The following is a 22,528-nucleotide window of genomic DNA, read 5'->3' as shown; positions in this document are numbered from 1 at the left end:
GCCCCAAGGAACAAATCCATGCAGCGGCCGAAAATCACCGACATCCGCGCCACGACCATCACCGTCCCGCTCGAAGCGCCACTCAGGCATTCGAACGGTGCACATTGGGGCCGCTTCGTCCGCACCATCGTCGAGGTCGAAACGGATGTCGGCATCATAGGCCTGGGCGAAATGGGCGGCGGCGGCGAGAGCGCCGAGGCCGCATTCAAGGCGCTGAAATCCTACCTCGTCGGCCACGACCCGTTCGAACTCGAACAGCTGCGGTTCAAGATCTGTAACCCGACCGCCAGCCTCTACAACAACCGTACCCAGATGCATGCGGCGATCGAATTCGCCTGCATCGACATCATGGGCAAGTTCCTCGGCGTGCCGGCCTACGACCTGCTCGGCGGCAAGATGCGCGATGCGGTGGGCTTTGCCAGCTATCTGTTCTTCCGTCTCCCCAACCAGGACACCGGCAAGGGCGAGATCCGCACCGCCGACCAGCTGATCGAACAGGCGCTCGACCTCAAGCGCACGCACGGCTTCACGGCGCACAAACTCAAGAGCGGCGTCTTTCCGCCCGACTATGAGCTTGAGGTTTTTCGCGCGCTGGCCAAGGCGGTGGGCAGCGATACAGTGCGTTACGACCCTAACGCCGCATTTTCGGTCGAGGAAGCCATACGCTTCGCCAAGGGCATCGAGGATCTCAACAACGACTATTACGAGGATCCGACCTGGGGCCTGAACGGCATGCGCCGCGTGCGCGAAAACACCTCGATGCCGCTCGCGACCAATACGGTCGTGATCAATTTCGAGCAGCTTGCCACCAATGTGCTCAATCCGGCGGTGGATGTCATTCTGCTCGACACCACCTTCTGGGGAGGCATTCGGCCCTGCATCAAGGCCGCCGGCGTCTGCGAGACCTTCCAGCTCGGCATCGCGGTCCATTCCTCGGGTGAACTTGGCATCCAGCTCGCGACAATGTTGCATCTCGGCGCCGTCCTGCCCAATCTCGTCTTCACGGCCGACGCCCACTATCACCAGCTGACCGACGACGTGATCGTCGGTGGGCCGATGAAATATGAGGGCGGCAAGATCGCCGTGCCCACCGGTCCCGGCCTTGGGGTGGAACTCGATCGCGACAAGCTCGGCAAATATGCCGATCTCTATAAGTCGTTAGGCGGCTACATGTATGACCGCGATCCGGCTCGGCCCGGTTGGTTCTCCACCGTGCCGAACACACGCTGGGCCGATCCGAATGACGATCGAGTCGTCAAATATTGAAGTGGCTCAGCGGCGAAGCTAATCCCGCAGCCATTCGACGCCGTTGGAGAAATGCAGTCCGCGGCCGGCATCAGTGGCCTGGAATACTTGGTCACGCCCCTCGAAAGCGGCGGCCAGTTCGCCGCCCGCCGCAGCCAGCGTGCCGTGCGGGATCGCGGTGCCGTTCTCCATCCTGTAGATGATGGCGGCCCGATCCGATATCGCTTTCACCAGCTTGCCCGAGGCGTCATAGCTTCCACATATGCCGGCCAGGCAGACTTCGCTCGTATCGGAAAACAGCCGCGACAGGATGACCGGATCGGGCCGCAACGAGAGCTTTCCCGAAAACCTGTGGTCGAGCCGGTCATCATTCAGTTCGGCGGTTTCCTCGACCTCGCGGATGGAACGGCTGAGAAACCGCATTCGGTAGTTCCGTGCCCCAAAGGCATCCAGGGCCGATGCGATCTCGTTGAAGGCCGCACGACCGAGCCCGAACTTCTCCTCGAAATCTGTACGGTCACCGGCGAACTGGTCGAGATTGTGCTGGGTATTCGTCAGGAAGAATGTCTTGGCGTCCTCCGATCGCGCCAGCGCCGCGAAGCGCTGCCAGAGCGCCGTGTATTTCTCGTTCACCCGCGCCATGTCATTGCGCCAGTCGCATCTCAGTGCCAGCTTGTCCTCGGCCAGCGGATAATCGTGCCAGAAATACAACCCGCCGATCTCGATACCATGGCGCCCTTCCGCCGAGGTGACGAACGTCGTTGCACGCTCCGGGCAGTGCCGCAGCGATGCACCATCCGTTCGAAGCGCGTTGACCAGCGCGCGGCGTGTCGTGATGTTGAAATCGAAGGGCATGCGCCTCTGGCTCTCACCACCCATGATGTCGATGATGAAGCGGGTCTGGCAGGAGTGGCCGAGGGAAATCAGCATCGCATGTCCGGCATGAGTTGAGCGACTTCGCGCATGTTGGACCGCAAGTTGCCGGCACGCAAGATGCATCAATCTGATTCGCACGCTCAAGCCCCGAGCATTGCAGGCATTTGGCGTCAATTTCCCGTCTTCTTGGCAGCTTCGCGCAAGTTTCGCGTGTTAAGAAAGTCTTAACCGTATCCAAAATCAGCTAAGATCATGCAAATATCTCCAAGCCTGCATAGCTACGAGAAGACACCGCGGAGCCCGGTCTACGATCGCAAGCCGGTGCTGTCGGAGCAGAATGACGACCAATCCTTCGCCCGCAGGGACGATGCGATTACCGGCAGCCAGACGGTGTTGAGCAGTTCGCTCGCCGAGGCACTCTGGTCCATCCAACGCTCCGCGACCGATGACGAAAGCATGTCGGGTTCGGCGATCGAAAGTCTCTACCTGTCCTATTCCGAATAACCGCACGCGCTTCCAGCCATCCTAAAATCTATCCCGACCGGTGGGTGACCACGCGGTCCGATTTTGTTTTTCGGCTGATGTCAGGCACTGACAGTTTCGGGTTGCCAATCCGTGTTCTCTGGCTAGTCTGTCGAGCACATTGGAGGATAGCCAAATGGCTGAAAGCAAAAGCGGAAAAATCTATGTCGGCATCGGCGGCTGGACCTTCGAGCCCTGGCGCGGCACCTTCTATCCCGACAAGCTGTCGCAGAAGCGTGAACTCGAATATGCCAGCCAGCACCTGACCTCGATCGAGGTCAACGGCACCTATTATGGCTCGCAGAAGCCGGAGAGCTTTCGCAAATGGCACGACGAGACGCCGGAGGGCTTCGTCTTTTCACTGAAAGGCCCGCGCTTCGCCACCAATCGCAAGGAACTGGCTTTGGGCAAGGAATCTGTCGAGCGCTTCCTGGCGAGCGGCATATTGGAACTCAAGGACAAGCTCGGTCCGCTCAACTGGCAGTTCATGGAAACCAAGAAATTCGAGCCGGAGGATTTCGAGGCGTTCCTGAAATTCCTGCCCGAATCCGTGGAGGGCCGCAAACTGCGCCACGTCGTGGAAGTCCGCAACGACAGTTTCGCGGCCCCTGACTTCGTTGAACTCGCCCGCAAGCACAAGGTCGCTTTCGTCACGGCCGGTGATTCCAAGTTCCCGCAAATCGCCGATGTCAGCACCGATTTTGTCTATCTCCGCATCATGGGCACCGAGGAAAAACACAAGAAGGGTTACTCCGAAGCCGAACTCGACGCCTGGGCCAAGCGGGCGAAAACCTACGCGTCGGGCAAGGTGCCCTCGGATCTGAAACGCGTCTCGGACAAGGACGCCAAGGCGGAGCCTCGCGACGTCTATCTCTACGTCATCAGCGGCCACAAGGAGCTCAATCCGTCGGCGGCGATGGCGTTGATCGAGCGGTTGAAATAGAGTTGTCCATCGGGCGGAATGGGTCTATTTGGTCACCCGACCACACATTCGGCCACCTGATAGCCTGGCCGACCCCGCCGATGGACTCTCCATGCCTCAACCTTTAACCGGAGCCGCGCCGCTATGAGCCTCATGAGTGGCGCAGGCGTGCAGGCAATTCGCTGGAGCGCGCTGCTTTTCGTCTCGGCGATTTTCGTCTACGTGCTCGAAAGCGCGCATCTGCCGGCCGCACTGCTGCTCGGGCCGATGCTGGCGGCCATTTTGTTCGCCGGCTTCGAAAAGCAGGTGGCGGTGCCGCCGACGGTGGGCTTGATGGCCCAAGGCGTCATCGGCTGCATGATCGCGACGACAATTCCGCTCTCGATCCTAGGCGAACTCGCCAGAGACTGGCCGCTTTTTCTCGCCGGTGTGGTCTCGGTCGTCGTGGCGGCCTGCTCGCTCGGCCTTGTGCTTGCCAAGCTGCAGGTCCTGCCCGGCACCACGGCGATCTGGGGTTCCTTCCCGGGCGCGGCTTCTGCAATGACGATCATGGCGGATTCCTTCGGCGCCGACATGCGGCTTGTCGCCTTCATGCAGTATCTGCGCGTGGTCTGCGTTTCGGTCGTCGCGTCCACCATCGCACGGATCTGGGTCGGCCATTCCGGCACACCGTTGCCGGCCATGGTATGGTTTCCGCCGGTCGACTGGCTGGCGCTCGCGGCCACCATACTACTGATCGTAATGAGCTTTTTCGTGACTCGCTGGTTCAAGATCGCGGCAGGGATTTTCCTGCTGCCGATGATCCTTGGCATCGTGCTGCAGAACACGGGCGTGATGAAGATCGAGCTGCCGCCATGGCTGCTGGCGGCCTCCTATGCGCTGGTCGGCTGGACGATCGGGCTGCGCTTCACCCGCCCCATCCTCGCCCATGCGGCGCGCGCCCTGCCAAGAGTGCTTGGCGCCATTCTCGCACTCATGGCGATCTGCGGTGTCTTTGCGGTGGCCTTGGTTTATTTCGCCGGCATCGATCCGCTGACCGCCTACCTGGCGACAAGTCCCGGCGGCGCGGACTCGGTTGCCATCATCTCGGCGTCGTCGAATGTCGACATACCCTTCGTCATGGCAATGCAACTCGCCCGCTTCCTGGTGATTCTCGTGGCAGGTCCTGCAATCGCCAGGCTGGTGGTGAAATGGTCCGGCCTGCGGGACGCGACGCGCGTCCCGCTGCCGTAAACGGCGTTACCCCTCCAGCCACCTCATCTGTTCCGGCGTCAGCCGGATGTCGAGCGCCGAGAGGCTGTCTTCCAGTTCGGCGACATTGCGCGGGCCAATCAGCGGGATGACCGGGAAGGGCTGGGCCAGTACATAGGCGAGCGCGACATGGATCGGCTTGCGGTTGAGCTTTTTCGCCAGTTCGATCGCCCGGTCGCGACGGCCGAAGTTCCTGTCGCTGTACCAGACGCGCACCAGTTCCTCGTCGTCCGTCTTGTCACGCCCGGCCCTGTCGGTGAAGAAGCCACGGCCCTGGCTCGACCAGGCGAAATTAGGGAACTGCTTCTCGTTCAGCCAAACCTTCCAATCGTCGTCCGAAGCCGCGACGCAGCCGTCCCAGATCGGGTCAAGCATTTCGGCGAGCGAGAAGTTGTTCGACATCGCGCCAGGCGCCGTCTTGCCGTTGGTGGTGGCGTAATCCATCGCCGCCTGTAGGCGATCTCGCGACCAGTTCGATCCACCGAACGGCCCCCGGATGCGGCCGGCCTTGACCTCGGCATCCATGGCATCGACGAATTCGCCGACCGGCACCTCTTCGTTGTCGCGATGCATGAAGTAGATATCGACATAGTCAGTCTTGAGGCGCTCAAGCGACTCGCTGAGCTGCTTGCCGATCTGGTCGGGATAGACGAGCGGCGAATGGGCGCCCTTGCCGATCAGCACGATCTCCTCGCGCGGCGCCGCGCGGCTGGTGAGCCAGTCTCCGAACACGCTCTCGGTCAGGCCGCGTCCATAGATCCAGGCAGTGTCGAACAGGTTGCCGCCGGCTTCGTAGAAGGCATCCATGGTCAGCGACGCATTGGCGAAATTCGGGAAGAACTCGAAGCCGAGCGCGACAACCGAAGCCTGCTTGGAAAGGCCAGGGATCGCCCGATACGGCACGCTGGACCCGGCCACTACCTTGCTGCCTGATATGTTGAGCGTACGGTTCTCTGGTTTCTCGGCATCATAGGAAAGCCCGATCGCGGCACGCCACTGGTCGAGAACGCGAAGGTTGCCGATGGAATCTGCATGGCTCATACCAGGCGTTTCGAACTCCAATTTTCCTGTTCGAATCGCCTCGCCCGCGGCATCGGCCTCGAATGAATAGAGCCAGCCCCCTTCCTTGACCTCGACCGGCTGGCGCGTGCCATCGTTGAGCGTGATCTCGATAAGCCCGGTACCACCCTCATGGCCCGAGGCGAACCAGAAATCCTTGACCTCCAGCCGGCCCTTCGAGCCGATGATCCGGAGCGTATTGTCCTGGTTGGCCATGATCGAGCAGGAGACCTCGGCGACGATGCCGCTTGCGAATTTCAGCAGCGCCGAGGCCCATTCATCGACACCCGTCTCGCCGAGATGGCCGGCGCCCGAAACCGAGAACGGCTCCGCGAAGAGCTTGTCCTCGACAGCGCCGGCGATCAGCCGCGCCATCGATACGGGGTATCCGCCGACATCGAGGATGCCGCCGCCGGCCAGCGCGTTGGCGAACAGGCGGTGCTGGGGCTTCACCGTGCCCATGTTGAAGCCGAAGCTCGAACGGATCAGCCTGACATCGCCGATCACGCCGCTCTTGACCAGTTCGACGATCTTCGCGGTCTGCGGATGGAGCCGATACATGAAGGCCTCGCCTGAAAAGACGTTCGCCCTGCGCGCTTCGTGGTAGATCGCCTCGGCCTCGTAGGAGGAGAGCGCAATCGGCTTTTCGACCAGCACATGCTTGCCCGCGCGCACCGCCTTGATCGCCCACTCGGCATGGCCGACGTGTGGTGTGGCGATATAGACGGCCTCCACTTCGGGATCATCGAGCAATGCCTGGTAGCCCTCGAAGATGCGGGCGCCGGGGAAATTCTCCGCAAGTCCCGGCTTGCCCGGGTCGCGGGTCGCGATGGCGACCAGCTTGCCAGTCCTGGAATGGGCGAGCCCGCCAGCGAAGGTGCGGGCGATGGTGCCGGGGCCAATGATTCCCCAGTTGACCGGTTTTGTGCCGTTCATATCAGTCTCCATCAATATGTCGTGGCGCGGGCGAGGCCCGCTTACTTCACGCGGTGGCCCGCGTGGTCGAAAAGAAAGGTATTGGCCGCGACCAGGCCGATCGTCAGCTGATCCTTGTTGGTCGCGTCGCGGGACTCCGCCCGCTCGATGATGATCCGTTCATCCCTGGAAACGTGGGCGTAGACGTAGGACGTGTTGCCGAGGTGCTCGGCCACATCCACTTCTACGGTCAGATCCGCGTCGCCCTGACCGGGTCCGGCGAATTTCTCGGGCCGGATGCCAAGGCTGACGTCGTCGCCCGTCTTTATCGATGTAGCGGCCACTGGCAGCGTAAGCCGCACATCCGGTTGGTTCACGAGTGACATGGTGGCCTTGCCAGACTCAGCCGACACAACCCGCGCTTTAAGAAAATTCATCCGTGGCGAGCCGATGAAGCCCGCCACGAACATGTTCGCCGGGTCGTCGTAGAGATCTAGCGGCGCGCCGACCTGCTCCACTTCGCCCGCACGCAGCACCACGATCTTGTCGGCCAGCGTCATCGCCTCGACCTGATCGTGGGTGACGTAGATGATCGTGGTCTTGAGTTCCTTATGCAGCTTGGCGATCTCGACACGCATATGGACGCGCAGTTCGGCATCGAGATTGGACAGCGGCTCGTCGAACAGGAAGACATCCGGATTGCGGACGATCGCGCGGCCGATCGCAACGCGCTGGCGCTGACCGCCCGAGAGCGCCTTCGGCTTGCGATCCATCAGCGGCCCGAGTTCGAGGATGCGGGCGGCATCATCGACGCGGCGGTCGATCTCTTCCTTGGCCTGACCAGCGAAACGCAACGCGAAGCCCATATTCTCGCGCACTGTCATATGCGGATAGAGCGCGTAGGATTGGAACACCATGGCGATGCCGCGCTTGGACGGATCGACATCATTCATAACCTTGCCGCCGATCTCCAGTGTACCCGAGGTGATGTCCTCGAGCCCCGCGATCATGCGGAGCAGCGTGGACTTGCCGCAGCCGGAGGGGCCGACGAAGACGGTGAATTCACCGTTGTCGATCGAAAGATTGACGCCCTTGATGATTTCAAGCGCTCCGAAACTCTTGCGTATGTCGGTCAGTCGGACCTCGGCCATATGGTTCTTCCTCAGGTCACTGAAATCGTGATGGTTTGGGTATCGAAGCGCCGGCTTTTCGCCGTCAGCGTCAGTGTGCCCGCTACGTCGCCCGCCTCGATCCAGAGACCGGTGGCGCCACCCTTCAGCGTATGATCGGACGGGCCGATGATGCGGCCGGGGCCTTCAAGCGTCAGGCTGACCGGCTCCTCGAAGAACGGCAACAGATTGCCATTCTGGTCCAGTGCCCGGATCACCACGCGGGTCGCATCCTTTTCGCCGGCGCGCAGCGCCAAGTCATCGGCCTTGACATCGAGCGTGGTGGGCACCGGATCGGCGGCCAGCGTGATCGACTTGGCAGCCTTGCCATTGACGAAGCCCGTGATCACACCCTGGCGCCAGACATGGCCCCAGCGGCCGATTTCGTCGGGCGTGATGTTGCGATGATCGAGCACGACGGGCGCATGCGGCAGATGCTTGTAGGTCTCGCGGTCCGGGTCGACGCGCTTGGGTGGGAAATCGCCGAACTGCACTTCGACATAGTCGCAATTGGTCAGGATGATCAGCGGCAGGATGCCGCCGATATTGCGCTCGCCCCGCGCCCAATAGGTCACCGGCTGCAGCACGACGCCATTCTCCGGCTCGCCTTGGGATGCATAGGCAGCTGCTGCGAATTTCGGGATCCGGTACATGTCGAGCACGCCGTGATAGCAGATCCTGTCGCCCGAGCCGAAATCCTTGTGCGTATTGTAGTCGGCGTAGCACCAGCCGGTAGAGCCGGAAATGTTGTTGTCGCCGGCTGCGGCATCGAGGATCAGCAGGTGGCGTGTCACATGTTCGGCCTGCCGTTGCTCTTGGTCGAAGCGCTTGGTCGGGTACATGTGGCCGTTATATTCGGTGATCATATAGGGGATTGGCCGCGTGATACCCGTCGTCTCCACCCGGTCGCGCAGCACGACGCGGCCTCGGTTATTGCCGGGGAGTTCCTCGTTGCCGAGCACGAAGTCGTTCATCGTGTAGACGTCTTCGAGGAATTCGGAATTGGTGATGAAGCGCACGCCGCCGGTCTGGCGGGTCGGGTCGAGTTCGCGGGCAAGCCGGTTGGTCTCTGCATAAAAATCGTGGCTGTCCTGGCTCTCGTTGATCCGCACGCCCCAGATGATGATCGACGGATGGTTCCAGTCGCGCTCGATCATGCGGCGGACATTCTCGATCGATTCCTGCTGCCACGCCTTGTCGCCGATATGCTGCCAGCCGGGAATTTCCTCGAACACCAGAAGGCCGATCTCGTCGCAGCGGTCGAGGAACCATTTCGACTGCGGATAGTGCGAGGTGCGCACGATATTGCAGGCGAGTTCATGCTTGAGGATATCGGCATCCTTCTCCTGGGCGCGGCGGCCCATGGCATAGCCGGTATGCGGCCAGGATTGATGGCGGTTCAGTCCACGCAACTTGAGCGGCTTGCCATTGAGCAGGAAGCCATCCGGCGTGAACTCGGCGGTGCGGAAGCCGAAGCGCTGGGCGAGAAAATCGGTGCCGTGCTCGGTTTCGAGCTTCAGCGACAAGGCATAGAGCGCCGGGTTGGCGATGTCCCAGAGATCGATGCCGGCGAGATCAGAGAATGAGAGCGTCGCTTCGGAGCCGGTGACCTCGACGGAACCGGACGCCACTTCGGCACCACCTTTAGCGCGGATGATCGCCGATAGTTTGCCGGCGAAGGATTTGTTCTCCGGATTGCGTAGAGTAACGCGCGCCGTGACCGTCTTTCTCTCCGCTAGCGCAGCCGGTGTCTCGATCTTGACATTGCCGATCGACACCGGGCTCACAACCTTCAGCCAGACGTCGCGATAGATGCCGGCATAGCAGAGATAATCGATCTGGCCACCGAAGGGCGGGATCGCGGGATTCTCCGAGCCATCGATCTTCACCGTCAGCAGATTGTCGCCCTGCTTGAGATGCGGTGTCAACCGCGCCTCGAACGGCGTATAGCCGTCCTTGTGGGCAATGATCTCGATGCCGTTCAGATAGACCACGTTGTCGGCCATCGAGCCATCGAACACAACCGAGACCTCACGGCCCTCGAATTCCGGCCGCCAGGCGATGACCTTCTGATAGGTGAAGGCCTTCTGGTAACTCGTCTCGTCGAAATAATTGTAGGGCAGTTCCACGGCCGAATGCGGCAGGCGCACGGTCTCGCCGGCCTGCAATGCATGCGCGCGCGCAGGCTCGAAGCCCTCGCCGAACACCCAGTTGCCGTTGAAACTCTCATAAATGCGCATTTCGAAATCCTATTTGACTGAACCGAGCATGCCTTGCACGAACTGGCGCTGCATGGCGAAGAAGATGGCGAGCGTGGGAAGCGTGGCCAGGATGGTGCCGATCATTACCACGCCGAAATCGGGGTAATAGGCCGAGGCGAGCGACGAGACGACGAGGGTGATCGTCTTGGTCTCGTTCGATTGCAGCACGATCAGCGGCCAGAGATAGTTATTCCAGTTGGTCATGAAGACGATGACCAGGGCCGCCGCATAGGTCGAGCGCATCACCGGCACGTAGATGTAGAGGAAGATCTGCCACTCCTTGAGGCCGTCGACCTTGGCGGCGTCTCGCAGTTCGGTCGGGAAGGCCTTCGTGGATTGGCGGAAATAGAAGATGATGAACGCCGACGCGATCGACGGCAGCATGATCGCGATATGTGTATTGATCAGGCCGGCACGCCCCATCATCATGAAGAGCGGGATCATCAGCGCCGCGAAGGGTACGAAAAGCGTCAGCAACATCAGTGAATAGATGCGGTCGCGCCATTTCGATTTGAACATCTCGAAGCCGTAGCCGGCAAACGACGAAACGACGATGGTCAGCACGGTGGCTGATATCGCGACCTTGGCGGAGTTCCAGAACACCAGCGGCACATCCACCAGCGTGAAGAAGTTCGTCACATTGGTCGCAAACGCCGACCCCAGGCTCACCTTGCCGCCCATGATCTCAACCGACGTGTTGGTCGAACTGATCATCATCCAGATGAACGGGAAGATGGACAGGAAGGCCATGACGCTGAGGAAGAGGTACTGGCCGGCCGTGGATAGCGTGCGCGAACTGATCATGACCGGTCCCTCGCGGCATAGAACTGGAGGAAGGACAGAAGCGCCACCATCAGCACAATGACATAGGACATGGTCGCCGCGTAGCCGTAGCTCGGCATGTAGCGGAAGGTGACGTTGTAGATGTAGAGCGACAGCGTCAGCGTCGAATTGGCCGGGCTGCCGCGGCCCTCGGTCAGGTTATAGACTTCATCGAACAATTGGATCGTGCCGATGGTCGAGATGATGGTGGTGAACAGGATCACCGGCTTCAGCATCGGGATCGTGATGTAGATGAAGCGCGCCCATGCCGGAACGCCGTCGATCCGCGCCGCCTCGTAGATCGACCTGTCGATGTTCTGCAGCGCCGCGAGATAGAAGATCATGTTGTAGCCGGTCCAGCGCCAGGTGATGGCTGTTATGACGAGCACCTTGGCCCAGAAGGGTTCGGTCAGCCAGCCGATCGGCCCGGAGGCGAGGCCGATGGCCATCAGCGCCGAATTGACCACGCCATCGGCGGCAAACATGCTCTTGAACAGAACGGAATAGGCAACCAGCGAGGCGACGCAGGGCAGGAAGATCGCGGTGCGGAAGAAGCCGATGAACTTCAGTCGGTCATTGTTGAGCACCGATGCCAGCAGCAGCGCCAGCACAATCATGATAGGCACCTGCACCACGAAGAAGATGATCGTGTTGGAAAGCGCATGAAGGAAGACCGGGTCGTTCCAGAGCCTGGCGATGTTGGCGAACCCGCCGAATTTTATCATCATGCCCTTGCCGGTGTAGAGCGACCAGGAAAGCGAGCTGATGATCGGGTAGATCAGAAAGATCGCAATCAGCAGGATCGACGGGGCGATGAACAGCCAGCCGTTCAAATCGTAATAGCGCTTCAATCCGCCTCTTGTGCCGGCTACTGCCATGGAACAACTTCCGTACGATGGTTTGTCTGAGGGCCTCCCCACCATGGGAAGGGGTGCTCTTTGGCTGGCGGGCAATACGCTCTCGGCGTCATCCTCGGGCTTGTCCCGAGGATCTGGTGCCGTCGCCAGGCACTCGACCGTCGAGTATTAATCAAGCCTCACCAGATCCTCGGGACAAGCCCGAGGATGACGGAGTCTGTGAGAGCGTCATCGCCCAGTCAACCACCCTCCCCTTGTGGGGAGGGTTCTCATCTTATGAGCGATAGTCAGCATGCTGTCGCTGCCGATCCAACCCTTACTGGATCTGGCCTTCGGCCTGGCTCCGGATCGACTTCAGCACATCGTCCACATTGGCACCCTTTGCGAGATCGGGCAGATGCGCGGTGACCGCGGTATCGACTTCGTTGGTGAAGATGCCGTAGTTGACCGGGGGAACCTTGGCCAACCAATCGGAGAAGTTCTGCCACACCGGTTCGCCGCCGAAGAAGTCATCCGACTTCGAATAGGCCGGGCCGGAGCGGGCCGAAAGCAGCGAGCCGACGGCGCCCTGATCGACCAGGATCTTCTGGTAGAAATCGGAATCCTTGGCATAGATCTCGTTGAGGAAGTCGATCGCCTCGTCTTTCTCGGCCGAGCTTTCAAGCACGTACCAGCTCGAACCGCCGAGGTTGGATGCATGCGATGCGCCTTCGACATTCAGCTTCGGAATCGGTGCCACGCCCCACTTGCCGGCCTGGTCGGCCTGCGCCTTGACGGTGCCGGTGATCCAGACGCCCGTCGTCACCGTGGCGGCATCGCCCGAGGTGAAGGCCGAAACCCATTCGGTCCAGCCGGCTGCGGGCTTGTAGATGCCGGCCTGCAGGATCTTCTGCTCGGTTTCCAGTGCCGCCTTCAGCGCCGGGTTGCCTTCGATCGAGAGATTGCCGTCCTTGTCGAAATACCAGCCGCCCGCCGACTGCATGAGGATGCGAATGAAGCCGGCGTCATTGACGTCGAGGCCCATCATCTTCTTGCCGGTCTTTTCCTCGATCGCCTTGCCGATCTCGATGAACCGGTCCCAGGTGATGTTCTGCATGTCTTCGGGCTTGAAGCCGGCCTGTTCGAGATAGTCCTTGCGGTAGTAGAGGCCGGTCACGCCGGAATCGAAAGGCATGCCATAGACCTTGCCGTCGACGGTCATCAGCTGCACCTTGTAGGGCGCGAAGCCGGAATAGTCGATCTTGCCGGACATTTCGGCAAAGGCGCCGGGGAAGGACTGCAGGTATTTCTGCGCGCCGTAATCCTCGATCAGGACGATATCCGGCAGCGCGTCTGTGGTGCCGGAAGACAGCGCGGTCTGCAGCTTCTGCTCGACATCGGTCTTGGCGAAATCGACGACGTTGAACGTGGTTCCGGGATGCTTGGCGGTATAGCGGGCGCCGGCTTCCTTCATGATCGCGACGTTGAAGTTCGGGTCCCAGCACCAGATGGTCACTTCGCCGGCGAATGCGGCGGAAGCCGCGAAGATGCTCGCCCCAGCGAGTGCCGCCGCTGCAAAGCGCGATAGAATCGTCCTGTTAGCCATTGTTTCCTCCCTCGGAATGGTTCGAAACAGGTTCTCCTCTCCTGTCTCGTGAGGAGAGTTTTACCGAAAATCAGGCAACGAGCAAGGAAAATTTAGTAAATATTTATTGCGTCTGCGAAGAGCTGCGCAAAAGTATTATGATTCCAGCGGCTTGCGGCAGCTGGCTCGATAGACGAGTTCGGTGGCGATCCGCACCTGCTTGCCGTAATCGCGTCCGGAAAGCCGTTCGAGCAGCAAGTCGACCGCCGTTTCGCCGATATGCTCGCCGTGGATTTTCACCGTGGTGAGCGGCGGTGTGAGGAATTGCGCAACCGGGATGTCATTGTATGAGATGACGGCAATATCGCCTGGGATCGACAGCCCGAACTCCTGTATCGCGCGATAAGTACCGATCGCCATATTGTCATTCGAGGTGACCACGACATCGGGCCGCTCGGCCAGTGCCAGCAGATCGCGCGCCAGCCGGTAGCCGGTCTCGAGCCTCAGGCTCTGGCCGGAGCTACAGTCGGCGAGAGCCAGCAGGTCGGGATCGAAGGTGCCGTTGCTCTTCTGCCAGTCGATATAGGCGGCGCAGCGTCGCTCGGCGAATTGCTGGACGGCGCCGTTGATGTTCTCGTGGCTGCCGATGAAGCCGATCCGCTTGTAGCCACTGGCCTTGAGGGACTCCAGGATCTTGACCGTGGCCGCGCCCATATCCGAGAACACGCTGTCGAGCGCCTCGATCCTGGGGTCGAAATCGGCCATGACCACATGCTGGGCATGCTCGCGGAACCATGCGATCTCGTTATCGGAATGTTTGCCGATGACGATCACGCCCGAGACACCCGACAGCAGTGAAGCCTCCGGCAGCGCATCGGAATGGAAGACCTTGACGATCTCCGTCTTGAGTTCGCGGCATCGATTCTCGATGCCGAGCCGGACGCCGACATAATAGGGATCGGCGATTTCGTCGGAGGGTTCAAGGAAATGGATGATCGCCAGCCTAGTGAGCAGGCTGGGCGCGGCTTGGCCATTGGCCTTGTTGCGGTTGCGTGGCGTCTCGTAGTTCAGCGCCTCGGCGGTCTCGATGATCGCCTGGCGCTTGATGGGGGAAATCGACAGCGCCGGGTCGTAGTTCAGCACCCGCGACACCGTGGCCGGCGATACGCCGACGGCCTTGGCGATTTCCTTGATCGTGACCATCCCGTCTAATCCAGTCTTCTCTTTCCACGCATGATGACACAGATTCCGGCAATCCGGAACGTGTTTCAGTAAATTTTTACTACCCATTGAAGTCGGCGGAACTGTCCGTGAGCCGGAAGCGCCGGGATAACAGCGGCTTGCCCGATATATCCAAGCGGTAAAATATTCACAAGGCGCGAAGCGTTCCGCCCACTACGCTGAGCACGAATTCCACGCGCGCCGCGACGTTTACCTTGGGCAGAAGGACAGTCTGGTAGCCGAGTGCCGGATAGGCTTGCGCAAGCCGCTCATATTCAGCGATTGCAGCGTCCATTCCGTGGCGCCGTTCCGGATCGTTCTCGAAAATCTCGGGCCAAGGTGGCGTGAGGAAGACCTGCGGGTGATAGGTATGCTCCGCCGCGAGGTCCGCCAGGACCGGTTCACCTGTCATGTGCTGGAGCGCGACCGCGGCATCGATGAGCCCGCGATCGAAGAATACCCAGCTTTCGTCAGTCGGAGAAACTCGGTCGCGATCCTCGATCGCCATGGCTATCGCTCGGCGGGCGAAGGCTTGTTCGTCGATCCAGGGCAGCGCCGTACCGCCGCTTTCGAGTTCTTGCCTGACGATGCGCCGGCCGGGTTCCTCGACCGTGGCAAAGCCACGCTCGGCGAGTGCGGCAAGCAATGTGGATTTACCACCACCAGAGCAGCCCGAAATGATCACGAAGCGATTCAATCAATTTTCCTTCTGAAACAGGCAACAATTTTGATGGAACACATTCCGATTTCCATGGGTTCACCCGATGCCGGCGAGAGGTGCCGGATCAGGAAAGGAGACCAAAATGGACACGATCTACCCCGTTCAAACCCACAAGCCATGGGGCGCGTCACTGACCCTCTCCTCTGTTATCATCGTCCTCTATCTGATCTTTTCGGCCTATCAGGCCGCTATGTGACCGCACCGCGCGCGGCGCACCGATGCGGGTAAGACCACGACCCCGGAAGCAATTCCGGGGTCTATTTGATTGGTCGCGCCGCCGCTTTGCAAGCGCTTCATTCCCGACTCCCATTTTGCATCGCAACATGCCATAAGCCCGGCCGAAACATTCCTCCCGTCCGGACCGCGCCCGCATGATTCGCATCGAAAACATCTCCAAGCAGAACTCGCACCGCATTCTTTATATCGAGGCTTCGGCGGCCTTGAATCGCGGCGAGAAGATCGGCCTTGTCGGCCCCAACGGTTCAGGCAAGACGACGCTGTTCCGCATGATCACCGGCGAGGAAGTGCCCGACGAGGGCCAGCTCTCGGTCGAGAAGAACATCACGATCGGCTATTTCAACCAGGATGTCGGCGAGATGTCCGGCCGTAGCGCAGTCGCCGAGGTCATGGAGGGCGCCGGTCCCGTGAGCGTGGTCGCGGCCGAGCTTCGCGAACTCGAGGCGGCGATGTCCGACCCCGACCAGATGGACAATATGGACGCGATCATCGAGCGTTATGGCGAGGTGCAATCGCGTTACGAGGAACTCGACGGCTATGCGCTCGACGGCCGCGCCAGGGAAGTTCTCGCCGGCCTCTCCTTCAGCCAGGAAATGATGGATGGCGATGTCGGCAAGCTCTCGGGTGGCTGGAAGATGCGCGTGGCGCTCGCCCGCATCCTGCTGATGCGGCCCGATGCCATGCTGCTCGACGAACCGTCGAACCATCTCGATCTCGAAAGCCTGATCTGGCTCGAGGACTTCCTCAAGGGCTACGAAGGCGCGCTGCTGATGACCTCGCACGACCGCGAGTTCATGAACCGCATTGTCAACAAGATCATCGAGATCGATGGCGGTTCGCTCACCACCTATTCCGGCGACTACGAATTCTACGAGCGCCAGCGCGCCGAAGGTGAAAAGCAGCAGCAGGCGCAGTTCGAGCGCCAGCAGGCGATGCTCGCCAAGGAAATCAAGTTCATCGAACGCTTCAAGGCGCGCGCATCGCATGCCGCGCAGGTGCAGAGCCGCGTCAAGAAACTCGACAAGATCGAGCGCGTCGAGCCGCCGAAGCGCCGTCAGGTCGTAGCCTTCGAATTCCGCCCCGCGCCCCGCTCCGGCGAAGACGTGGTGAATCTGAGAGGCGTGCATAAGCAGTATGGTTCGAAGGTCATCTATGAGGGGCTGGATTTCATGATCCGCCGGCGCGAACGCTGGTGCATCATGGGCGTCAACGGTGCCGGAAAATCGACTCTACTCAAGCTGGTCACCGGCTCGACCGAACCCGATCAGGGCAATGTGTCGCTGGGCGCATCCGTCAAGATGGGCTATTTCGCCCAGCATTCCATGGACCTGCTGGACGGCGACCGCACCGTGTTCCAGTGGCTGGAGGATTCCTTCCCGCAGGCGGGGCAAGGTCCTCTTCGCGCGCTCGCCGGCTGTTTCGGCTTTTCCGGCGACGACCAGGAGAAGAAGTGCCGGGTTCTCTCCGGTGGCGAGAAGGCGCGGCTGGTCATGGCCCGCATGCTGTTCGATCCGCCGAACCTGCTGGTGCTCGACGAGCCGACCAACCATCTCGATCTCGACACCAAGGAAATGCTGATCAAGGCGCTCGGCGATTTCGAGGGCACGATGCTGTTTGTCAGCCACGATCGACACTTCCTCGCCGAGCTTTCCAACCGCGTGCTGGAACTGACGCCCGAGGGCATTCATCGCTACGACGGCGGCTATACCGAATATGTCGCCCGCAGCGGCCATGAGGCGCCGGGGCTGAGGAGCTGAATTTGTCTGCCGCGACCCGGTCCCCGATCTTGCATATCGCGTGCTTGGCGGCCAATGTGGGACCAGGGATGTGAGCGATGGTCATGACCGTGTCTTATTTGCCGGTCTATCAGTGCGACGGAATGTGCGAGAGGGTGATTGTTTGACGCGAATTCTGGTGACCGGCGGAGCGGGATTTCTGGGTGCGCATCTGTGCGAACGCCTGCTGGATATGGGCAATCACGTCACCTGCCTCGACAATCTTCACACAGGTGCCCGCCAGAATATCGCCGGATTCCTGGCCAATCCGCGATTCGAATTCGTCGAGCATTCGGTCATCGATGCATTCGATGGCTATTTTGACGAGATCTACAATCTCGCATGCCCCGCTTCGCCGCAGCATTATCAGCGCGATCCGGTCTATACGTTCAAGACCAGCGTGATCGGCACATTGAACATGCTGGAGCTTGCGAAGCGTCGTGGCGCCAAACTCCTGCAGGCTTCGACATCGGAAATTTACGGCGACCCGCTCGTCCATCCACAGAAAGAAAATTACTGGGGAAACGTCAATACGATGGGGGTCCGTTCCTGCTACGATGAGGGCAAGCGCGGCGCCGAGACGCTGGTCTCGGATTTCCACCGGTTTCATGGCGTGAACACGCGAATCGTCCGGATCTTCAACACCTACGGGCCCGGAATGAACCCGGAAGACGGCCGCGTCGTCTCCAATTTCATCATTCAGGCGCTCACCGGCAACGACATCACGATCTACGGCGATGGCAGCCAGACGCGGTCCTTTTGCTATCGCGACGATCTGGTCGAAGGCATTATCGGGTTGATGAATGCGCCCGACCATGTCACCTTTCCCATTAATATCGGCAATCCTGTCGAGATCACGGTACGCAAACTGGCTGAAACCGTGCTCGCCATGATTCCTTCGAAATCTCGGATCGACTTCCGGCCGTTGCCTGAGGACGATCCGATGCAGAGATGCCCAGATGTTTCCCGGGCAAGGGAATATCTGGGTTGGGAGCCAAAGGTCCCGCTCCAAGAGGGCCTGGGGAACACCATCGAGTATTTCCGTCAAATTATTGCGTCTCGGTCGATCCCAAGCGTACCGAAGACTGCATAAGGAGAAAAAAATGAAGGTAGCTATCATTGGTTCCGGCTATGTCGGCCTCGTCGCCGGCACATGCTTTGCGGAACTCGGCCACCAGGTGGTGTGCGTCGATAACGACGAAAGAAAAGTCACGGCGCTGAAGGGCGGCGCGATCCCGATCTACGAACCCGGTCTCGAGGAACTTGTGAAATCCAATGTGGCGGCCGGCCGCCTCGACTTCACGGAAGATCTTGGCCTTGCCCTTCAGGGCACGGATGCGGCCTTCATCGCGGTCGGTACACCGCCGCGCGTGACCGACGGCCATGCCGACATGAAATATGTCTATGCCGTGGCCCATGCCATAGCCGAAAAGGCAAGCGGCGACCTCGTCGTGGTCGACAAGTCGACGGTCCCCGTCGGCACCGGCGACGAAGTCGAGCGCATTCTCAGGACCACCGGTGGCAACTTCCGCTTCTCGGTCGTCTCCAACCCCGAATTCCTGCGCGAAGGCGTCGCGATCGACGACTTCCTGAAGCCGGACCGGATCGTCATCGGCAGTGAGGACGATTGGGCGAAGGCCGTGATTTCCAGGGTCTACGGCGTCGATGGCTTCAAGGGCGTCCCCGTCCTGCACACCTCGCGCCGCTCGGCCGAACTGCTCAAATATGCCTCCAACGCCTTCCTGGCGATGAAGATCACCTTCATCAACGAGGTCGCCGATCTCTGCGAAGCCGTCGGCGGCGATATCCGCGATGTCGCGAACGGCATCGGGCTCGACAGCCGTATCGGCCGCAAGTTCCTCAATGCCGGACCCGGTTATGGCGGGTCGTGCTTCCCGAAGGACACTCTGGCGATTTCCAAGACCGCGCGGGACTATCGCGTGCAACTGCGCACCGTCGAGGCTGTCATCCAGGTCAACGAGAATCGCAAGCGCGCAATGGCGCTACGGGTGCTGGATGCCTGCAATGGCGTCGTTCGCGGCAAGACCATTGCCGTCCTCGGCCTCGCTTTCAAGGCCGATACGGATGACATGCGCGATTCGCCCGCCATTCCGTTGGTCCAGGCGCTACAGGATTTCGGCGCGCATATCAGGGCCTATGATCCCCAGGCGATGACCAACGCCGGCAAAATCCTCACCGACGTCGAGTTCTGCAAGGACGCCTATGACGCCGCGACCGGTGCCGACGCTGTCGTGACAGTGACCGAGTGGACCGAGTTCAAGGAGATGAGCCTGCCCAGGCTCCGCCAGGTCGTGCGGTCGCCCCTGCTCATCGATTTCCGCAATCTCTATTCGGTGGACGACGTCAAGAACGACGGCTTCGAATATTGGTCCATCGGGCGACGCACCGACACCGAGCCGACTCTCAGCCAGTCGCTGGCGGCCGAGTAACGATCAACCGACACATGATGACGCACCGGCCGGCACTTACGCTGGCCGGATGGAAATTCGCGCGAAAAAACGCCGCGGGATGTGCTGCCTCAAATCCGTTCGCTGAAACGTGCGTCGCCTGACGCTCGTGCCAGCGTCGGGTCACCTGTCTTGACTCGGTCGGACCGGCTGTGCTCGATTGAGGGCCGGGAGGAGCGCACCTCGAAGCGTCGCGATAAACGCTGACACTCTGGAGAAGCACATGCGTTCCGACAAAGTAAGAGTTGCCATTTTTCCCGTTGCGGGCCTGGGCACCAGGTTTCTTCCCGCCACCAAGGCGATCCCCAAGGAAATGATGACGGTGGTGGACAAGCCGGTCCTCCAATATGTCGTAGATGAGGCGATCGAGGCCGGGATCGAGCATTTCGTGTTCGTCACCGGCCGCGGCAAATCCGCGATCGAGGACTATTTCGATATCCAGTTCGAACTGGAATCGACGCTCCGCTCACGAAACAAGACGGTCGAGCTGACGGCGCTGGAAGCCATTCTCCCAAGGGCCGGCACGACGAGCTTCACCCGCCAGCAGGAGCCGCTCGGCCTTGGCCACGCCGTCTGGTGCGCCCGTGACATCGTCGGCAACGAACCCTTTGCGGTGCTGTTGCCCGATATGATCATGAAATCCGAAAAGGCCTGCCTGGCGGGCATGGTAGAGCTTTATGCCCAGAGCGGCGGCAATGTCATTGCCGTGGAAGAATGCGCGCCAGAACTCGCGCATCGCTACGGCATCGTCGGGCGCGGCGAGGATATCGCCGACGGTTTCCGGATCACCGGCATGGTGGAAAAGCCACTTCAGGGAACGGCGCCGTCGAACTTCTTCATCAACGGCCGCTATATCCTGCAGCCCGAGATCTTCGGCATTCTCGAAACCCAGGAGCGCGGTGCTGGCAATGAGATCCAGCTCACGGACGGCCTCTTGAAACTCCTGCAGAAGCAGGATTTCACGGCCTACCATTACCGGGGCAAGACCTACGACACCGGCGCCAAGGATGGGTTCATCATGGCCAATGTCGCCTTCGCGCTCGATCGCCCGGATATCCGGGGCCTGGTCGAGGCCGATATCAGGTCGCTCGTTCACCCCTGAGGGATGATCGTTTCTGAGTGGAGATTGCCGGAACCTGCGGCAATTGGGCCGGACTTCGGGGTTGCCCGGTAATTTCCATTCAGCTTATAAACAGGCAGACGTGCCTATCGCCCAAACGAAAACCAAGGTTATGCCATTGGCCTATGCAGAGCGATATACACCGGGCGTAACTCTCGCCCGCAGACGGACGTTTCTAGGGCTTGAACTAGGGGCTGATCTGTTCTTCACGGCGGCACTCTGCCTGCTACTCACCTTCATCGTGGTGGAGGTGCGCTATGAGGCCGCCGCATCGTCGCTCAGCCGCGAGACGCTCGGCCTCGCCGTGATCGAGGGCGCCGGCGGCGACATGATCCGCCAGCTCACCTATTTCATGACATTCTTTGTCGTCGGGGGCGCGACCTTCATCTTCATGCGGCCGAGATCGATCATCCCGATTTCGACGGCTTACAATGTGGCATGTCTCTGGTGCCTGTTCAGCGCTATCTACGCCATTCAACCAGGCATTTCCATTCGCCGTGCCATCGGCATGTACATCATCCTACTGGCCGTCGGATGGTGCATCCAGAACCTGGGCGCCGCCAAGACGATACGGGCGGTGTACATATTCCTGGCCGGCGTCATCACGGCGTCCTATATTGCGGTGCTGCTGTCGAAAATTCCGCTCTTCTCGTTTGCCGTCCATCCGCCGGATGAGATCGATACGTCGCTGGTAGGGGCCTGGCGTGGTGTGATCCCGCACAAGAATATCGCCGGCGCGGTGATGATCCACGCTTCGCTGTTCTTCTTCCATCATGCGATCAGCAGACGGAAGCCGCTGGATTTCCTGTTCTTCGCCCTCGCTGCCGTGTTCCTCATCTTCACCAAGTCCAAGACATCGATAGGCTGGTTCCTGATCGTGCTGATGTCGGGCCTCGGCTACCGGGCCATCATGCTTTACGGTCTGCGCCCCTTCTTCAACGTCGCGATGGCATGCATCGCGTTCTGGATCGCCATGATGACATGGGCCGAATGGGACGTGGTGCTGGCCTTCTTCTCCGATCCCGAGAACCTCTCCGGGCGTATCGGCATCTGGGAATCCGTGATGCCCTTTATTCAGACGCATCCGTTCTTCGGGTCGGGCTATGGCTCATTCTGGGCGATCGGATATTCGTCGCCGATCTACGAGAGTGCGGTGAGCGAATTCGTCACCCAGATCGGCCACTCCCATAGCGGCTATATCGAGGTGCTTCTCACCACCGGTATTGTGGGGCTGACGCTCGCCATCATCGCTCTGATGATCGTACCCTACTATCGCTTCGCCAATCCGCTGACTTCGGACCTGAAGCTGAACGCGATGCTCTTCTCGATGTGGCTGTTCGGCATGCTGCAGAACTTCACGGAGAGCCAGTTCTTCTCGCCCGACAAGCAGAGCTGGGTGTTTGTCGTCATAGCGATCACGATCATTCATTCCAGGCATATGTCCGCGAAGTCTAGGGACTACGAATGGCTGGCCGCCACCCATTGGCCGCCGGCAAAGCCGCCGCAATTGCTGCGGCAATAGC

Annotated in this window: 18 protein-coding genes; 9 read left to right on the top strand and 9 right to left on the bottom strand. The window is 60.4% G+C overall.

The genetic code is table 11. From position 1 onward, the window contains the following. Positions 1-18: 18 nt before the first annotated feature. Positions 19-1,266 (top strand): enolase C-terminal domain-like protein, encoded by a 1,248-nt coding sequence (locus tag ACSQ26_RS24010; RefSeq protein WP_436013386.1) that lies wholly within the window; start codon positions 19-21, stop codon positions 1,264-1,266. An 18-nt stretch (positions 1,267-1,284) separates the two neighbouring features. Here ACSQ26_RS24010 and ACSQ26_RS24005 read toward each other — a convergent pair whose 3' ends face one another. Next, positions 1,285-2,175 carry a hypothetical protein gene (locus ACSQ26_RS24005; protein ID WP_436013384.1) on the bottom strand — a complete coding sequence of 297 codons (891 nt, stop codon included), beginning with the start codon at positions 2,173-2,175 and terminating at the stop codon, positions 1,285-1,287. Positions 2,176-2,373: 198 nt separating this feature from the next. Here ACSQ26_RS24005 and ACSQ26_RS24000 point away from each other — a divergent pair, with 198 nt between their 5' ends. The 3 genes from ACSQ26_RS24000 to ACSQ26_RS23990 all read left to right on the top strand — a co-directional run bounded on the left by ACSQ26_RS24000 (position 2,374) and on the right by ACSQ26_RS23990 (position 4,798). Then, a complete protein-coding gene (locus ACSQ26_RS24000; RefSeq protein ID WP_258159368.1) occupies positions 2,374-2,625 on the top strand; it encodes a hypothetical protein in 252 nt (83 codons plus the stop codon). A 154-nt stretch (positions 2,626-2,779) separates the two neighbouring features. Further along, a complete protein-coding gene (locus ACSQ26_RS23995) occupies positions 2,780-3,586 on the top strand; it encodes a DUF72 domain-containing protein (RefSeq protein ID WP_436013382.1) in 807 nt (268 codons plus the stop codon). 123 nt (positions 3,587-3,709) lie between these two features. Further along, positions 3,710-4,798 carry an AbrB family transcriptional regulator gene (locus tag ACSQ26_RS23990; protein ID WP_436013380.1) on the top strand — a complete coding sequence of 363 codons (1,089 nt, stop codon included), beginning with the start codon at positions 3,710-3,712 and terminating at the stop codon, positions 4,796-4,798. Positions 4,799-4,804: 6 nt separating this feature from the next. Here the strand turns inward: ACSQ26_RS23990 and ACSQ26_RS23985 are convergent, their stop codons facing one another. The 8 genes from ACSQ26_RS23985 to ACSQ26_RS23950 form a co-directional block, all read right to left on the bottom strand. Further along, complete coding sequence (locus ACSQ26_RS23985) at positions 4,805-6,811, bottom strand: aldo/keto reductase (protein ID WP_436013378.1); 2,007 nt, start codon at positions 6,809-6,811, stop codon at positions 4,805-4,807. Positions 6,812-6,852: 41 nt separating this feature from the next. Continuing rightward, on the bottom strand, positions 6,853-7,941 hold the full coding sequence (locus tag ACSQ26_RS23980; RefSeq protein WP_436013376.1) for an ABC transporter ATP-binding protein: 1,089 nt from the start codon (positions 7,939-7,941) through the stop codon (positions 6,853-6,855). An 11-nt stretch (positions 7,942-7,952) separates the two neighbouring features. Beyond that, positions 7,953-10,199: a glycoside hydrolase family 2 protein gene (locus ACSQ26_RS23975; protein WP_436013374.1), complete on the bottom strand. Its 2,247-nt coding sequence runs from the start codon at positions 10,197-10,199 to the stop codon at positions 7,953-7,955. 9 nt (positions 10,200-10,208) lie between these two features. Further along, positions 10,209-11,024, bottom strand: coding sequence for a carbohydrate ABC transporter permease (locus ACSQ26_RS23970; RefSeq protein ID WP_436013372.1), 816 nt, complete (start codon positions 11,022-11,024; stop codon positions 10,209-10,211). Then, a complete protein-coding gene (locus tag ACSQ26_RS23965) occupies positions 11,021-11,920 on the bottom strand; it encodes a carbohydrate ABC transporter permease (protein WP_436013370.1) in 900 nt (299 codons plus the stop codon). The genes ACSQ26_RS23970 and ACSQ26_RS23965 overlap by 4 nt, the downstream gene beginning before the upstream one ends. Before the next feature lie 295 nt (positions 11,921-12,215). Further along, on the bottom strand, positions 12,216-13,484 hold the full coding sequence (locus ACSQ26_RS23960; RefSeq protein ID WP_436013368.1) for an ABC transporter substrate-binding protein: 1,269 nt from the start codon (positions 13,482-13,484) through the stop codon (positions 12,216-12,218). A 135-nt stretch (positions 13,485-13,619) separates the two neighbouring features. Then, a complete protein-coding gene (locus ACSQ26_RS23955) occupies positions 13,620-14,666 on the bottom strand; it encodes a LacI family DNA-binding transcriptional regulator (RefSeq protein WP_436013366.1) in 1,047 nt (348 codons plus the stop codon). Positions 14,667-14,832: 166 nt separating this feature from the next. Next, the gene (locus ACSQ26_RS23950; RefSeq protein ID WP_436013364.1) at positions 14,833-15,381 is read right to left on the bottom strand and encodes an AAA family ATPase; all 549 of its coding nucleotides are present in this window, start codon (positions 15,379-15,381) and stop codon (positions 14,833-14,835) included. 395 nt (positions 15,382-15,776) lie between these two features. On the opposite strand from ACSQ26_RS23950, the gene ACSQ26_RS23945 reads away from it, so the two are divergent. The 5 genes from ACSQ26_RS23945 (at position 15,777) to ACSQ26_RS23925 (ending at position 22,527) form a co-directional block, all read left to right on the top strand. Continuing rightward, on the top strand, positions 15,777-17,399 hold the full coding sequence (locus ACSQ26_RS23945) for an ABC-F family ATP-binding cassette domain-containing protein (RefSeq protein ID WP_436013362.1): 1,623 nt from the start codon (positions 15,777-15,779) through the stop codon (positions 17,397-17,399). 112 nt (positions 17,400-17,511) lie between these two features. Beyond that, positions 17,512-18,510 (top strand): UDP-glucuronic acid decarboxylase family protein, encoded by a 999-nt coding sequence (locus tag ACSQ26_RS23940; protein WP_436015443.1) that lies wholly within the window; start codon positions 17,512-17,514, stop codon positions 18,508-18,510. Between the two features lie 10 nt (positions 18,511-18,520). Continuing rightward, a complete protein-coding gene (locus ACSQ26_RS23935; protein ID WP_436013360.1) occupies positions 18,521-19,867 on the top strand; it encodes a UDP-glucose dehydrogenase family protein in 1,347 nt (448 codons plus the stop codon). A 241-nt stretch (positions 19,868-20,108) separates the two neighbouring features. Beyond that, positions 20,109-20,987, top strand: a complete 879-nt coding sequence (galU, locus tag ACSQ26_RS23930) for a UTP--glucose-1-phosphate uridylyltransferase GalU (protein WP_436013358.1) — start codon at positions 20,109-20,111, stop codon at positions 20,985-20,987. Positions 20,988-21,123: 136 nt separating this feature from the next. Continuing rightward, positions 21,124-22,527 (top strand): O-antigen ligase family protein, encoded by a 1,404-nt coding sequence (locus ACSQ26_RS23925; RefSeq protein ID WP_436013356.1) that lies wholly within the window; start codon positions 21,124-21,126, stop codon positions 22,525-22,527. Position 22,528 lies beyond the last annotated feature (1 nt).

The sequence above is a fragment of the Rhizobium sp. LjRoot254 genome (assembly GCF_964254105.1).
In the GTDB taxonomy this organism is placed as follows: Bacteria; Pseudomonadota; Alphaproteobacteria; order Rhizobiales; family Rhizobiaceae; genus Rhizobium_E.
The sequence above is the reverse complement of the archived record's forward strand: the minus strand, read 5'-3'. Positions and strand labels throughout refer to the sequence as shown.

Excerpts from the sequence above, each read along its gene's own strand:
- ACSQ26_RS24010 (WP_436013386.1), top strand. The coding sequence starts at position 19 with ATGCAGCGGCCGAAAATCACCGACATCCGCGCCACGACCATCACCGTC.
- ACSQ26_RS24005 (WP_436013384.1), bottom strand. The coding sequence starts at position 2,175 with ATGCTGATTTCCCTCGGCCACTCCTGCCAGACCCGCTTCATCATCGAC.
- ACSQ26_RS24000 (WP_258159368.1), top strand. The coding sequence starts at position 2,374 with ATGCAAATATCTCCAAGCCTGCATAGCTACGAGAAGACACCGCGGAGC.
- ACSQ26_RS23995 (WP_436013382.1), top strand. The coding sequence starts at position 2,780 with ATGGCTGAAAGCAAAAGCGGAAAAATCTATGTCGGCATCGGCGGCTGG.
- ACSQ26_RS23990 (WP_436013380.1), top strand. The coding sequence starts at position 3,710 with ATGAGCCTCATGAGTGGCGCAGGCGTGCAGGCAATTCGCTGGAGCGCG.
- ACSQ26_RS23985 (WP_436013378.1), bottom strand. The coding sequence starts at position 6,811 with ATGAACGGCACAAAACCGGTCAACTGGGGAATCATTGGCCCCGGCACC.
- ACSQ26_RS23980 (WP_436013376.1), bottom strand. The coding sequence starts at position 7,941 with ATGGCCGAGGTCCGACTGACCGACATACGCAAGAGTTTCGGAGCGCTT.
- ACSQ26_RS23975 (WP_436013374.1), bottom strand. The coding sequence starts at position 10,199 with ATGCGCATTTATGAGAGTTTCAACGGCAACTGGGTGTTCGGCGAGGGC.
- ACSQ26_RS23970 (WP_436013372.1), bottom strand. The coding sequence starts at position 11,024 with ATGATCAGTTCGCGCACGCTATCCACGGCCGGCCAGTACCTCTTCCTC.
- ACSQ26_RS23965 (WP_436013370.1), bottom strand. The coding sequence starts at position 11,920 with ATGGCAGTAGCCGGCACAAGAGGCGGATTGAAGCGCTATTACGATTTG.
- ACSQ26_RS23960 (WP_436013368.1), bottom strand. The coding sequence starts at position 13,484 with ATGGCTAACAGGACGATTCTATCGCGCTTTGCAGCGGCGGCACTCGCT.
- ACSQ26_RS23955 (WP_436013366.1), bottom strand. The coding sequence starts at position 14,666 with ATGGTCACGATCAAGGAAATCGCCAAGGCCGTCGGCGTATCGCCGGCC.
- ACSQ26_RS23945 (WP_436013362.1), top strand. The coding sequence starts at position 15,777 with ATGATTCGCATCGAAAACATCTCCAAGCAGAACTCGCACCGCATTCTT.
- ACSQ26_RS23935 (WP_436013360.1), top strand. The coding sequence starts at position 18,521 with ATGAAGGTAGCTATCATTGGTTCCGGCTATGTCGGCCTCGTCGCCGGC.
- galU (WP_436013358.1), top strand. The coding sequence starts at position 20,109 with ATGCGTTCCGACAAAGTAAGAGTTGCCATTTTTCCCGTTGCGGGCCTG.